The following is a 12,441-nucleotide window of genomic DNA, read 5'->3' as shown; positions in this document are numbered from 1 at the left end:
ATAACTTAGCGAAGGCGAAGGTCGCCACCAGGGTACTGTCCGGGCATAGACCGCGTACTGTCCGTACGGCCGTCGCAGGTACTTACAGTTGCTCGGGTTCCCCGATACGCTCCCGCTCGGCGGCGATGACCTGTTCGATCAGTTGTGCTTCGGAAATGTCCATGGCTTCGGGGTTGGCCTCTGCCGCTGCGGAATCACGTGCAAACTGGTCGAACACGGTGCGCTTGTGGTTCAACATTTCTACCAGCCGCTCCTCAAGGGAATCCGGGGTGAGCAGGCGGTGCACCTCTACCGTGTTCACCTGCCCCATCCGGTGCGCCCGGGCGATGGCTTGGGCTTCTACGGCCGGGTTGAGCTGCGGTTCGAATAAAATGATGCGGTTCGCGGCTTGGATGTTCAGCCCTTCGCTTGCAGCAGTGATTTGTGCGACAAGCACCGCGCCAGCCTCAGCAGCTGTGAAATCATCAACGGCTTGCTGCCGTTCTGCGTGGCTCACCCCACCAGCAATGGGTCCGTAAGCGCGATCCCCTAGTACCGCCATGAGGTCGCCCAACACCCCACGAAAATAGGTGAAAATGATGGTTTTGCCTGCCTCGGCGCCGTCATCGAGAAGCTCCGTTATGCGCTCCATCTTCGCGGAATCTGTGCCGCTGAACGCTTGGCGCATGTCCATGAAATGCCCGCGCCGGACCGCATCGTGATAGCCCTGCACCTGTGCGGGCTTCGGCTCAATCCACTCTTCAACCTCAGTTAGTGGTGGTAGCTCATCCAGCACATCGGCCTGGTTGCGGCGAAGGTACACGCTGGTGATCGCGGCCTGGAATGCGCTGGGCTTTCCGCGCAGGTCTTCGAGCGTATCGACGATCGTGGGGTCCAGGTAGGCCAGCAGGGTCTCGAATTCGCTCACCCTGTTTTCCAGTGGTGTACCGGTCAAGTAGATGGCAATGTCCGCGCCTTGGGTGAGTGCGTGTACACCCTGGGACTGCAGCGAGCGTGGATTCTTCGCGCGGTGTGCCTCGTCGACGATGAGCACATCAAGCACCCGGCTGGTCAGCTCGGGGTTGTTGCGCACCTCCGGGAAACCGGCGATGGCAACCCCGCCATCAAGCTTCCACGCTTCATACGCTACGTCTTTGTCAGGCCCGTGGAGTACATGGGGGACAAGATCGGTGAATTTGGTCAGTTCGCGTGCCCAGTTGATTCGCAGTGAAGGCGGGCACACCACGAGTGCTGTGGTGTGGCCTTTTGCCGCCAGGTGAGTGATTACGGCGAGGGCTTGCATCGTTTTACCCAGACCCATCTCATCACCAATAAGAACCTTGCGCTGGGCTAAAGCGAATTTCGCCCCGAAAGCTTGGTAGCCGCGCAGACTGGCATGCAAGGTGCCACCGAGGTGGATGTCGGCGATGCGCTCAGCGATCTCCTCGGGCACTTCGGTTCCCGCGCTGCTGTCGCCGTAGGCGTGGAACTCGGCGGCGCGCACGGCATACAGAGCCCAGGCCTGGTCCGGGGTGAACATGGATGGTGGCTCTACTCGCACCTGTTCCAGCAGGTTGTCCTCTCCGGCGAGTGCCACCAGGGTGCCTTCGGGCACGCGGGCCAGTTGCATTGCCTCAGTTGGCAAGTCGCGGATGGTGTCGCGGAAGGTGAGCAGGCGTGCGAGTGCCACCACGTAGTCCGTCGACGGCAGTTTGTCCTGGTAATCAATGTGTGGAGTTTGAGTTTCCACCACATCAGCACAATAGGTGCGCGCCGCCGCGATGGCCTGGGTGGCCGTCTTTTCCCCCACGCCTTCATAACGCTGCAGTTGCACCGGTTGTGCGTCGGCGATCTGGCGCAGCGTGAGGTGTTTCAGCGGGCCCAGCCGGAGCCTGCCGTCAGTGATGTGATCCAGCACCGAGATATCGGTCTTGGCCAGGGTCGCTTCAGCCTGGTGCTTGGCCAACGCACGTCCTGCGTGTTGCACATCTGATTCGAGCCGGTGGGCGAGGTCGCGGGCCGAATCGAGTTGGGCTACGGCGTCGGCATGCGCATTGACGCGTGACGACGACACCCACTGCACTGGCCAGCCTGTCAGGCGTGTGAGGTCGGCCTCTATGGAGTCTCGGAATTGTTCGGGACGGAGCGCTTCAAAGCTACCGTCAGGGCTAGTACCGAGCGCGGCGTCGATCCCGCCGAGGATCGCGTGAATGGCAGAAACGTTCATGGCGCTAAGCTGCGTTATGGCCTGCTCACCCTCGACGGGCCTGCGGGTAAACCACCTGCGCAAGCCGGTGTGGCGTGGCACTTTTCGTGCTTCGGCGGACATCTGGTTGAACTGATCGCGCGTTGGCAGTGTCACCTGCGAGAAATCTTCGCGCAGTTCTCCCAGCGGACGTGGTTGGTATTGGGAAAGGTAAGCCGCTGTCTCTACGTTAGGGCCGAAGGCAAAGATGCGTGTGTTGTCGTCGCTTCCAATCGTTGGCGGGGTGCCACCTTGTCCGATCGCAGTAAGACGGGCCTTGGTGGCCTCGTAGTGGTCGATGACTCCAGCGATACTGGTAAGGAGGTGTTCCACGTTCTGGCTATCAAAGCTCACCGCTGAAAGCATAGTAGACCCCACCTGAGGGTGGAGATCGCGTTGTGGGTTTGGTTCATTAGGGCAGTTCAGCGTGCCTGGTTAAAACCCGTAGACTCGCATACATGCGCAGCCCAATTCCTGACTTTATGAATACCATCCTCGACGAAGTCCGCGATCTTGATGGCGGTGAGCCGAATCAGTCCATCCCGCAGATGCGCGAGGTGGATACCAGCAAACTGTCGCTGGCCATTTGCACAACTACTGGGCATATTTACTCTGTCGGCGACGATGATCAGCTGTTTTCCATGCAGTCTATTGCCAAAGCTTTTGCCTACGCTCTTGCATTGGACCAGTTGGGCCATGAGGAAGTGGACAAGATTGTTGGCGTGGAGCCATCGGGTGAGGCTTTCAATGAGATGAGCCTCGAGGAAGAATCGAAACGCCCCGATAACCCGATGATTAATGCGGGGGCTATCGCGGTGAACCAGTTGATTAACGGCCCAGACTCAACGGTCGATGAGCGAATTGAGCGGATTGAGCAACTATTTTCTGATTTGGCTGGCCGGGAGTTAACGATTGATCGAGAGATTACTGATACTGAGTTTGCGGGGGCTTACCGTAACTTGTCGATTGCCCACATGCTCAAAAGTTATGGCATGATCCAGGATGAGCCTAGTGATGCAGTGTATAGCTATATTGCCCAGTGCTCTTTTATGATTACGTCGCGTGATCTGGCAGTGATGGCCGCTACTTTGGCTAATGGTGGCGTGCAGCCGATCACCGGCACCCGAGTGTTTGGGGAGGATGCGTCTAGGCGCACGCTCGCGGTGATGAGTTCCGCCGGGATGTATGATGCTGCCGGCCGTTGGATGGCAAATGTGGGGATCCCCGCCAAATCCGGTGTGGGTGGTGGCCTGATTGGGTGTATGCCCGGACAGTTGGGCATAGCGACATATTCGCCGCGTCTCGACGAGCAAGGCAACTCCACCCGTGGCGTGGCAACCTTTGAGCGGCTCAGCAAAGAAATGGGCCTGCATTTGATGAGCTCTAACTACTTCGCTGTGCCCGGAATCCGTTCGATAGAGCGTGAGGGTGATGCCACGGTGATCGCGCTGCAGGGCATGGTGAACTTCCCGGCTGCCGAAAATGCGTTGCATGAGCTGGGCGAACACCGCCTCACCAGTGAACGGATTGTGCTTGACCTCTCGCGTGTGACCGGGTTTAACCGCATGGGCCGCCGGGTAGTGAAAGAAGGCCTGCGTCGGTTGCGCGAAGAGGGCTACCAGTGTGCGATCTATGACCCGGACACGGTGATGGCGGACTTGGTGTACTCGGACGGCACCCAGGCCGATGAGGTGGAGGACTTCCAGCTCACAGTGCTTATCGACGCGCCCGTGGAGAAGGTGTTTGAGGCGGTGAGCAACCCGGAGAATTGGTGGGTGCGCGACATCGAAGGTGAGGCGCAAGATGAAGGCGATATTTTCGAGGTGGAAGTGCATGACCACTTCTCGCAGTATCGGGTCACCGAGTTTGAGGAGAATGAGCGGATTGTATGGCACGTCGATGAAACAGGGCATGCTGATGAGTTCAGTGAGTGGAATGACACCGATTTGGTGTTCGAGTTTGCCCCGGCCGACGGCAACCCTGAAGCCACCGAGCTCACTTTCACCCACCGTGGCCTCCAGGACCACATGGAGGTTTACACTGAGGGTTCCAACGATTGGGTGCTGTACCTGCGTGAATCTCTGCCGGCTTTGGTCACGGAGGGTAAGGGTAAGCCGCGTGAGGCGGACGGTGAATAGAAGATGTTCACGCCCATTCCTGATTATCTCTCCGAAATCCTTGAGGCCGTGCGTGGCGAGGATGGTGGCGAGGTGGCCAGCTATATCCCGGAGTTGAACAATGCTGATCCTGACAAACTCTCATTGGCTGTGTGCACTAGCACGGGGCGGTTGTACTCGGTCGGCGATGATGAGGTGGAGTTTTCCATTCAGTCAATTTCGAAGCCCTTCATCTACGCTTTAGCTCTCGACGAGGCAGGCGAGGATCAAGTCAACCAGGTTGTTGGCGTGGAACCTTCCGGGGAAGCTTTTAACGAGTTGAGCTTGGAGGAAGAATCGAAACGTCCGGATAACCCGATGATTAATGCCGGGGCTATTGCGGTAAACCAGCTGATTAACGGCAAAGAATCCACTGTTGAGGCCCGGATGGAGCGCATTGAGCAACTTTTTAGTGATCTCGCAGGCCGCGATCTGCATATCGACGTAAAAACACGTGATTCTGAGTTATCCGGTGCTGACCGTAACTTGTCCATTGCCTATATGTTGCGCAGCCACGGCATTGTGAAGGCCCGGGCTGAAGACGTCATTTTAAGCTATACCGCGCAATGCTCTGTGATGGCCACCACCCGTGATCTTGCCGTTATGGCGGCTACCTTGGCTAGTGGCGGTGTGCAGCCGGTTACCGGCAGGCGCGTGTTTTCTTCCCGCGCCGCGCGTCAAACGTTGGCTGTGATGAGTTCAGCAGGAATGTACAATGCGGCCGGACGTTGGATGTACAAGGTGGGTATTCCTGCCAAGTCCGGTGTTGCCGGCGGGCTGATTGGCACTATGCCTGGCCAGATGGGTATTGCCACGCTTTCCCCGCGTCTCGACGAGCAGGGCAATTCCGTCCGTGGCGTATTAACGTTTGAGCGCTTGTCGGATCAGATGGGCCTGCATTTGATGGGTGCCACTAACTACTCCACCCCGGGAATCCGGTCCATTGAGCGCGAAGGTGATATCACCACGATCACTTTGCAGGGCATGATCAATTTCACCGCGGCCGAAAACGTCCTTTATGAGCTCAGCCTGTATCGCTTAACGGGCCAGCGCCTCGTGCTCGATATTTCGGGGGTGCTTGGTTTTAACAAAATTGGCCGCCGCATGGTCAAAGAAGGTTTGCTTCGTTTCCGTGAGGACGGGATCCCCGTGGCGATTTATGATCCCCGCGATGTGATGGTGGACAAAGAATTTTCCGACGGCACACACGCTGATAAAATCCATGATTTTGATCTCACCGTGAGCATTGATGCGCGTGCCGACGAGGTCTACGCCGCAATCGTGCAGCCTTCACAGTGGTGGGTGGCCGACATCAATGGTGATGCATCAACTGAGGGTGGCACCTTCGAGATTGATCGCCCCGGCCACTTTTCTCAATACCGTGTTGTTGAGGCCGATCCCGGTCAGCGTGTGGAGTGGCACGTGGAGCAGACCGGGCATGCCGAGGAGCATTCCTTATGGGTTGGCTCGGCTTTAGTATTTGAGCTTGAAGAAGTTGAGGGCGAAAACGGAGTGTCGACGGTGCTGCATTTCACGCACCGTGGCTTGCAGGCACACAAGGCTGCGTATCAGGAAGGCTCCAATGATTGGACCACCTACTTGCGTGAATCGCTTCCGGCGTTGATCGCTGAGGGAAAGGGTACACCGCTGCAGCCCTAGCCCCAGTCGCCCAGTGCACCCTCGACAGCCCCAAGGGTTGCCTCAATCAGGGGCCAGCGTTGCTGCTCGACAAAACCACCATCAGCCCATTCGAAGCTGGCTGCCTCAAAGAAGCCGATTCCGCCGGAAATGGCAAACTTACCGCGCTCGGTCGTGGGTTGGAGCAGATTCAGTAGGTAGGCCTGGAGATTATCGCGCCACTCTAGGCGCTGGTGGGTGGCTTCGGCCGGTTCATCCCCTGAGCGTTGTGCGGCAAGCCAGTCTGCTGGGTGGTTGGCAATGTGCTCAGTAAAAGCTTCCAGTCCAGCCTGGATAGTATCGCGCCTGCTTGTATTGGGGGGTAGTGCCTGCACTGCTGCAATAACGTGGGTGCTCAGTGCTTGATACACCGACTCAAGCCAGGCCAAATAGACACCGGACTTGGATCCAAAGTAATGAAAGATCAGCGCCTGGGAAGTTTCGGAGGCATCAGCGATCGCTTGTGTGGACACTTCTGGGTAGGGGGCAAGACGGAAGAGTTCTCCGGCTGCCGCCAGTATCTGTTGACTGCGCTGTTCGGCGCTGAGCCGCTGGCGGCGTTTGTTTGGTGGAGTAGTTTGTGCTGGTTGTGCGGTAGCCATAGTGACAATCATAGCGTGTTTGAGCTACACTCAACAACAGTTACTGAGTTCTACTTAATAAGGAGTTTGTCATGTTGAATAGCACTCTCTGGTGGCACCTCTACCCACTGGGTTCTACTGGTGCCCCAATCCGCGACCGTGAAGGCGATGATTCCGGCCACCGGCTCCGCATGATTGAGCCATGGCTGGATTATCTCATTGAGCTGGGGTGCAATGGACTGTTACTCGGGCCGATCTTTGAGTCAGCCACCCACGGCTACGACACCTTAGACCATTTCCACATTGATTTGCGCCTGGGAGATGAATCGGATTTTGACGCGTTGATGCGCGCCTGTAACGAAAAAGGTATCCGCGTGATGCTTGATGGTGTGTTCAACCATGTTGATCGCAGCCACCGGGCAGTAGCTGCAGGTTTGGCTGGAGATACGAACTGGGAAGGCCATGACCAGCTTGCCACCCTGCATCATGAGAACCCGCAGGTGCGCGACAAGGTAGTGGAGATCATGGAGTATTGGCTGGCCAAAGGGATTTCTGGTTGGCGCCTTGATGTTGCCTACTCCGTTCCGGCTGATTTCTGGGCCGAGGTATTAGGGCGTGTGCGGCACAACTACCCGAATGCCGTTTTCCTCGGTGAGGTCATCCACGGTGACTATGTACACATCGCGCAGGCAGGCACACTGGATTCGGTTACCCAGTATGAACTATGGAAAGCACTGTGGAGCTCCATCGCTGATAAGAACTTCTTCGAACTTACCCACGCACTTAACCGCCACCACGATTTTTCGCAGCACATGATCACCAACACCTTTGTGGGTAACCACGATGTGGATCGGATTGCATCGAAGGTGGGCCAGGACGCGGTGATTCCTGCTGTTGCCATGTTAATGACGCTGCCCGGCAGCCCCTCAATTTACTACGGCGACGAACAAGGCTTTACCGGACTGCGTGGCGAAGGCTTTGCTGCCGACGACCCCGTGCGCCCACCCCTGCCAGCAACACCAAGCGAGCTTTCCGACGAAGGCGCCTGGCTTTTTGCAGCGCACAAAGAATTAATCGGGGTGCGTCGTCGTCACGCGTGGCTAGCTACCGCAAAGCTGGAGGTAAAAGCCACAACCAATGAGACGCTGAGCTACGTTGTCTCCAACAAAGCCGATGGTGAAGAGACATTGCAGGTAGACGTGTGGCTTGAACCGACCCCAGGGGTGCGTATCCATGCTGATGGGGTCACCGAGTACCAGTGGCCCCAAAGTTGATGGCGGAAGCAAAGGTTATTCGTCAAAAACCATAAGACGCACGCCATGAAAGCATGCTACGTTGGGATCACCTCAGGTTCCGAAATTCTCTCTACAACAAGAAAGTAAGCACCATGGATTACTCATCCCGTATTCGCCGAGCAGTTGCCACTGTCGCCACTGTCATTATCGCCGGAAGTATCAGCGTAGTACCTGCGCTTGCCCAATCAAGCAGCAGCGAAGTGCTCGACGGTGGACGCATTGGCGGTGGCTCCTCCCAGCTTGCCCCGAGCGGGTTCTCCACAGACCCATTGCCAGAAACCGACAAAGAGGTTGACCTCAATGAATACGCCGGATTCTGGTACCAAGTGGCTGCAATCCCGCAGCCCTACACCCTACAGTGCGTCAGCAACACTACCGCTGAATACACAGTGTTGGATCAAGACACGATCGGCGTGACCAATAGCTGCACAACCATCTTGGGAAATGAATCAGCGATTGAAGGCACAGCAGATGCACGCTCCAATGCCTCACTGCGAGTCAACTTCCCCGGCGTGCCCTTCCAAGACCCCAACGGCCCGGACAACTACCGCATCACCTACCTGGAGGATGACTACTCTCTGGCAATCGTGGGCGACCCTGATCGACTATCCGGGTTTGTGCTGTCACGCACACCAGATCTCAGCGCCGAGCAGTGGCAGAAAGTAGATACTGTGCTCGAAGAGCGTGGCTTCTGGCCATGCGCGTTTATCACCACTCCACAGGATGGTGGGAACAATGGCGCTCAGCCTGTTTGCTTGAAGGCTAACGATCTGCCAGCCTCAAGCACTCCCGCTCTGTCTTCAGCAGACTAGAGCGAGGAACCAGCCGGCAGCTGGACATTGGATGATCCAGCTGGCAGCTGGATATTAAAGGTTGCCAACAAGTCTTTGATGATATTCAGCAGATCTGGCACGCGCACTGTCGCAACATCGGCAACAGGTACATCAACAAAGGCGGTACCCTGAGGTGCCAAGTTGATCAGTTGACCGGAAGGTGCTGGTGCTGGCTTCGAAGGCGCTGGCGTGCCTGGTCGCGGTGCAGGGTTAGCTGGGGCTGGGTTGGCACCACCGCCTTTAAGTCCGCAACGGTTGGCGGCTTCGTCGACACGCGCCAAAGCATCCAAGATCTGCGGCCCACGGGAGTCGAACATGGCTACGGTGCGGGCCTGGGCAACTTTATTGTTGTAGTCTGCCTCATTGGTCCAGTACTTCTCGGCCTGCTCACAAGAGATCTGGCCTGCGGGAAGTTTGGCAAGGGCATCGTCGATAGCATCAGCGTTAGCTACAGCGGGGGATAGAGTGAAGGCGGTGGCAGCAGCCACGCCAGCAAGAGTCATGCGAAGTTTCATACCCAGCACAATACCCGATAGTGATTGCTGTGGCACATGCGACCCCTGGGGACAACGGGACTGACGAGATTGGGCGTTTTACTTCAATAGTCGCTGAGGGTGGAAGTCACACTGTGGAAACCTGCGCGTCATCGCCTTTCCATGCCGCGACACGCAGACAGCTGCATTGTGACTTCCACCCTCAGCGGCTGCTGAGGTTGTTCACGCGTGTACCCCACGTCGCTGCTCAGCGAGAGAACAACATGCCGCAGGTCATCATCCATCAAGCGCATATGTTCCAGCACAATCGCCGGTTTATTAGGAAAGTGCAGGTACAGTGCGGTGCGCGAGAATCCAGCCTGGACCGCGATTTGGTTCATGCTTGTCGACGAATACCCCTTCTCGCGAAACAGCTTAAAGGCAACGTCAATAAAAAGCTGGTGGGTCTCGGCGTATTGGCGGTCGCGTTGATTTATCGCCATGTTGGGTTCCACGCCTACATCCCCAGAAATCGCCTGGCCAGGCGGTAGTATGCCTGGGCAGTCAGCTCCACGTCTTCTACTTCCACGTATTCGTCGTGGGAGTGCAGTTGGTTTAAGACTTCGTCGAAAAGCCGCTCCCGCGCATGGAGTGCAAAACCGTAGCCCACCCCGCCAAGGCGTCGGGCAAAGCGCAGGTCAGAGCCTCCGGCGGCGATGGTGGGAATCACGGGAACGTCGGGGAAGAACTCGTGGAACGTGTCGACGATCGCCTCATACAGTGGGCCCTCTGCTGGAGATATGGTGGCGTCTTCGGTGATCAGGTGCTCGATTTCCACGCGGTCAGCCAGGTCGCCCAGCGCGTTGCGCAACACCTCATCGATTTCCTCCTGGGTCTGGCCAGGCAGAGGACGAATGTCCAGCTCCACCCACGCGTGCGAGGGCAGCACGTTGATTGCGCCACCGGCGCGCAGAACAGTGGGGGCGTAGGTGGTGTGGCTCATCGCGTGCGAGTAACGGGCAAGGGGCCCGAGTGCCTCATAGTTTTCGCCGTTGATCAGCTGTTTCTCGGTCTCGGGGTCAAACTTGAAGGCGCGGACATAGCCTTCCCACAGGTCGCTGGAAGACACCTCGGGTTCAATCGCGCAGAGGCGGCGGGCTACCTCACCAATCACGCCGACCGTCATATCGCGGCCATACGGGGTGGAGCCGTGGCCAGCATCACCGTGGACGTGAATGCGTCGCTGCGCTGCACCCTTTTCACCCACGACAACAATTAATGCGTCCGACCCGTCACTCACCGACAAATGCGAACCACCTGTTTCGCTGAGGCAGTTCTTCCACGAAAAAGCGTCCGGTTTGTGCTGGGCCAACCATCCCGCACCGAGGCCGCCGCGGGCTTCTTCGTCGGCAAGCCCAACAAACGTCAGCGTGCCACGCGGGCGGACGTTTCCATCCGAGGGCTTCGTCTTTTCCGTTGCGGCGATAGCCGCAACCTCGCGGGTCGCGGCGGCCATGGCGGCGGTGATGAAAAGCATGTCGGTGGCACCGCGGCCGTAGATTTTCCCGTCGACGATTTCAGCACCGAAGGGGTCCTGGGTCCACTTGGGCTTATCGACGGGCACCACATCGGTGTGGCCAAGCAAGGTCAATGGTTCAGCATCGGGGTCAGTTCCTTCCACTGTGAAAGCAATAGAGACGCGGCCGGGGTGGGGCTCGAAGCGTTCAACCGTGACGGTACCGGCGGCGATCTCGTCGGCGAAAAACTCTTCGAGAGTGTCAGCGTTGCGGACTTCCGCGCCAGAATCGGCGGTGAGGTCATTGACACAGGCGTTGCGGATCATATCGCGCAGCAGGTCGATGGTGGCTTGATTCAGTTCTTGAACTGATGACTTATCCGAAGAGGTTCCCGAAGACATAAGCACAGACTAGCAATTCTTAGCAACCGCTATGATGGTGGACATGAACACAATTGTCGTATTTGAATTTCCATCGTCTGGCCCCTACGGTGCCGAAGCAGAAGCAGCATATGCAGACCTGGCACAAGATATCGCAAGCGAGAAGGACCTGGTGTGGAAGGTCTGGACGGAAGACCCATCCCGCCAGGTTGCCGGTGGCGTGTACCTGTTCACCTCTGAGGAGGCGGCAGACACCTACATCGAGAAGCACTCCAACCGCCTAGGCGGCTTCGGCATCACCGACATCAAGGCTGTGAAGTACCAGGTCAACGATGGCCTTTCTGCCGTCGACCACGCAGTACTGTCGCGTTAGAGCGCACCTAGCGCGCGGGCGCTGCGCTGACAGCCCAGCGCTTCCAGCCAGTGCTTCCAGCTAGCGCTCTAACCCACCGTTCCCAACTCTGTAGCCAGGTCGCTTAAAGCGTCCTGGCTATCCTTTTCCGAACCCGATTCTGACCGCGCGCCCAGCGCAATGCCGTACACGGTTCCATCAAGTTCGACGAACCCGAACTGGCGGGAGTGGAATGAGCCGTCATCATCGTCAGACCAGCCACCTTTGAACGCAGCGTCATCAATCTCGCCGAGACCCCAACGCTGCTCTTCTACCACCTCGTACATCGCATCGACCGTTAGCACGTTTTCCGGAAGTCTGCTGAGGTAGTACCCGAACTTTGCCTGGTCTTTGAAGGTCCAGTCAGTCATGCCGTAGGCATCGGGGACCTCTACACCCGGACTTGCCCGAGCGATCACGTTTTCGATCTTGGAGCGGGCCTGTTCCTCAGATATTCCCTCGCATTTAAACAAGCGCCATGCAGCATCATTGTCCGACCACTCCAAGGAGGCACGAATCAGGTTCTCTCGTGAACGCTCGTTGATGTCGCAGTGCGCCTCCGCCACCAGCGTAAGGGGAACCTTGATCGTGGACCAGGCTGGCAGTGTCTTCAGCGATCCCGCAAAGTACTGAGTCTTCGGCGTATACAGCGCTACACCGATCTCAACGTCGTACTCGTCTTCGAGGTTGGCCACAGCGTCGTCAAGATCTAACGACGCCAGGCTGGTCTTCGTGCCCCGCGTGGATGTCAACGAGTTATTGGAGCCAGGTGACGACGAATCCGCCACGACCGTGGTACGAGGAAAAGCATCACCAGCGGCAAGCGACCGCCCACCATCGGCAGAGGAGCACGACGTAAGCAAAGTGGCAGCCGAGACGGCTACCGCTAAAGCTCCAATACGAAACCCCAGCAC

General features: G+C 57.5%; 11 protein-coding genes and 2 pseudogenes. 7 read left to right on the top strand and 6 right to left on the bottom strand.

Annotated features, from left to right (window positions below; genetic code table 11):
• Positions 1-82 precede the first annotated feature (82 nt).
• The gene (locus tag CKV99_RS12075; protein WP_231910048.1) at positions 83-2,578 is read right to left on the bottom strand and encodes a DEAD/DEAH box helicase; all 2,496 of its coding nucleotides are present in this window, start codon (positions 2,576-2,578) and stop codon (positions 83-85) included.
• A 104-nt stretch (positions 2,579-2,682) separates the two neighbouring features.
• On the opposite strand from CKV99_RS12075, the pseudogene CKV99_RS12070 reads away from it, so the two are divergent.
• The 4 genes and pseudogenes from CKV99_RS12070 to CKV99_RS14830 all read left to right on the top strand — a co-directional run.
• Positions 2,683-3,924, top strand: a pseudogene (locus CKV99_RS12070) (glutaminase); the annotation flags it as partial.
• A complete protein-coding gene (locus CKV99_RS14835) occupies positions 3,916-4,362 on the top strand; it encodes an SRPBCC family protein (RefSeq protein ID WP_231910244.1) in 447 nt (148 codons plus the stop codon). The pseudogene CKV99_RS12070 and the gene CKV99_RS14835, both read left to right, overlap by 9 nt.
• Positions 4,363-4,365: 3 nt before the next feature.
• A pseudogene (locus tag CKV99_RS12065) lies at positions 4,366-5,607 on the top strand (glutaminase); the annotation flags it as partial.
• A gap of 12 nt (positions 5,608-5,619) precedes the next feature.
• The gene (locus tag CKV99_RS14830; protein WP_231910243.1) at positions 5,620-6,039 is read left to right on the top strand and encodes an SRPBCC family protein; all 420 of its coding nucleotides are present in this window, start codon (positions 5,620-5,622) and stop codon (positions 6,037-6,039) included.
• Here CKV99_RS14830 and CKV99_RS12060 read toward each other — a convergent pair.
• The gene (locus CKV99_RS12060) at positions 6,036-6,659 is read right to left on the bottom strand and encodes a TetR/AcrR family transcriptional regulator (protein WP_092260453.1); all 624 of its coding nucleotides are present in this window, start codon (positions 6,657-6,659) and stop codon (positions 6,036-6,038) included. The genes CKV99_RS14830 and CKV99_RS12060 overlap by 4 nt on opposite strands.
• 71 nt (positions 6,660-6,730) lie before the next feature.
• Between CKV99_RS12060 and CKV99_RS12055 the strand changes: the two genes are divergently transcribed.
• Positions 6,731-7,912, top strand: coding sequence for an alpha-amylase family protein (locus CKV99_RS12055; RefSeq protein ID WP_092260455.1), 1,182 nt, complete (start codon positions 6,731-6,733; stop codon positions 7,910-7,912).
• A 113-nt stretch (positions 7,913-8,025) separates the two neighbouring features.
• On the top strand, positions 8,026-8,745 hold the full coding sequence (locus tag CKV99_RS12050; protein WP_092260457.1) for a lipocalin family protein: 720 nt from the start codon (positions 8,026-8,028) through the stop codon (positions 8,743-8,745).
• On the opposite strand, the gene CKV99_RS12045 is transcribed toward CKV99_RS12050, so the two are convergent.
• From CKV99_RS12045 to CKV99_RS12035, 3 genes are all read right to left on the bottom strand, one after another.
• Positions 8,742-9,281 carry a hypothetical protein gene (locus CKV99_RS12045; protein ID WP_092260515.1) on the bottom strand — a complete coding sequence of 180 codons (540 nt, stop codon included), beginning with the start codon at positions 9,279-9,281 and terminating at the stop codon, positions 8,742-8,744. The genes CKV99_RS12050 and CKV99_RS12045 overlap by 4 nt on opposite strands.
• A 128-nt stretch (positions 9,282-9,409) precedes the next feature.
• Positions 9,410-9,742, bottom strand: a complete 333-nt coding sequence (locus CKV99_RS12040) for a helix-turn-helix domain-containing protein (protein WP_231910047.1) — start codon at positions 9,740-9,742, stop codon at positions 9,410-9,412.
• A gap of 14 nt (positions 9,743-9,756) precedes the next feature.
• Positions 9,757-11,157, bottom strand: a complete 1,401-nt coding sequence (locus CKV99_RS12035) for a M20/M25/M40 family metallo-hydrolase (protein WP_092260459.1) — start codon at positions 11,155-11,157, stop codon at positions 9,757-9,759.
• Positions 11,158-11,200: 43 nt separating this feature from the next.
• Between CKV99_RS12035 and CKV99_RS12030 the strand changes: the two genes are divergently transcribed.
• Positions 11,201-11,509, top strand: a complete 309-nt coding sequence (locus CKV99_RS12030; RefSeq protein ID WP_092260519.1) for a monooxygenase — start codon at positions 11,201-11,203, stop codon at positions 11,507-11,509.
• Positions 11,510-11,577: 68 nt separating this feature from the next.
• Here the strand turns inward: CKV99_RS12030 and CKV99_RS12025 are convergent, their stop codons facing one another.
• Positions 11,578-12,441, bottom strand: coding sequence for a hypothetical protein (locus tag CKV99_RS12025; RefSeq protein ID WP_231910041.1), 864 nt, complete (start codon positions 12,439-12,441; stop codon positions 11,578-11,580).

It is taken from the genome of Corynebacterium cystitidis (assembly GCF_900187295.1).
GTDB lineage: Bacteria > Actinomycetota > Actinomycetes > Mycobacteriales > Mycobacteriaceae > Corynebacterium > Corynebacterium cystitidis.
This window is presented reverse-complemented; position numbering and strand designations above follow the sequence as displayed.

What these genes read in the sequence shown, in the direction of transcription:
- CKV99_RS12060 (WP_092260453.1), bottom strand. Translation starts at nt 6,659, where the DNA reads ATGGCTACCGCACAACCAGCACAAACTACTCCACCAAACAAACGCCGC.
- CKV99_RS12055 (WP_092260455.1), top strand. Translation starts at nt 6,731, where the DNA reads ATGTTGAATAGCACTCTCTGGTGGCACCTCTACCCACTGGGTTCTACT.
- CKV99_RS12050 (WP_092260457.1), top strand. Translation starts at nt 8,026, where the DNA reads ATGGATTACTCATCCCGTATTCGCCGAGCAGTTGCCACTGTCGCCACT.
- CKV99_RS12045 (WP_092260515.1), bottom strand. Translation starts at nt 9,281, where the DNA reads ATGAAACTTCGCATGACTCTTGCTGGCGTGGCTGCTGCCACCGCCTTC.
- CKV99_RS12040 (WP_231910047.1), bottom strand. Translation starts at nt 9,742, where the DNA reads ATGGCGATAAATCAACGCGACCGCCAATACGCCGAGACCCACCAGCTT.
- CKV99_RS12035 (WP_092260459.1), bottom strand. Translation starts at nt 11,157, where the DNA reads ATGTCTTCGGGAACCTCTTCGGATAAGTCATCAGTTCAAGAACTGAAT.
- CKV99_RS12030 (WP_092260519.1), top strand. Translation starts at nt 11,201, where the DNA reads ATGAACACAATTGTCGTATTTGAATTTCCATCGTCTGGCCCCTACGGT.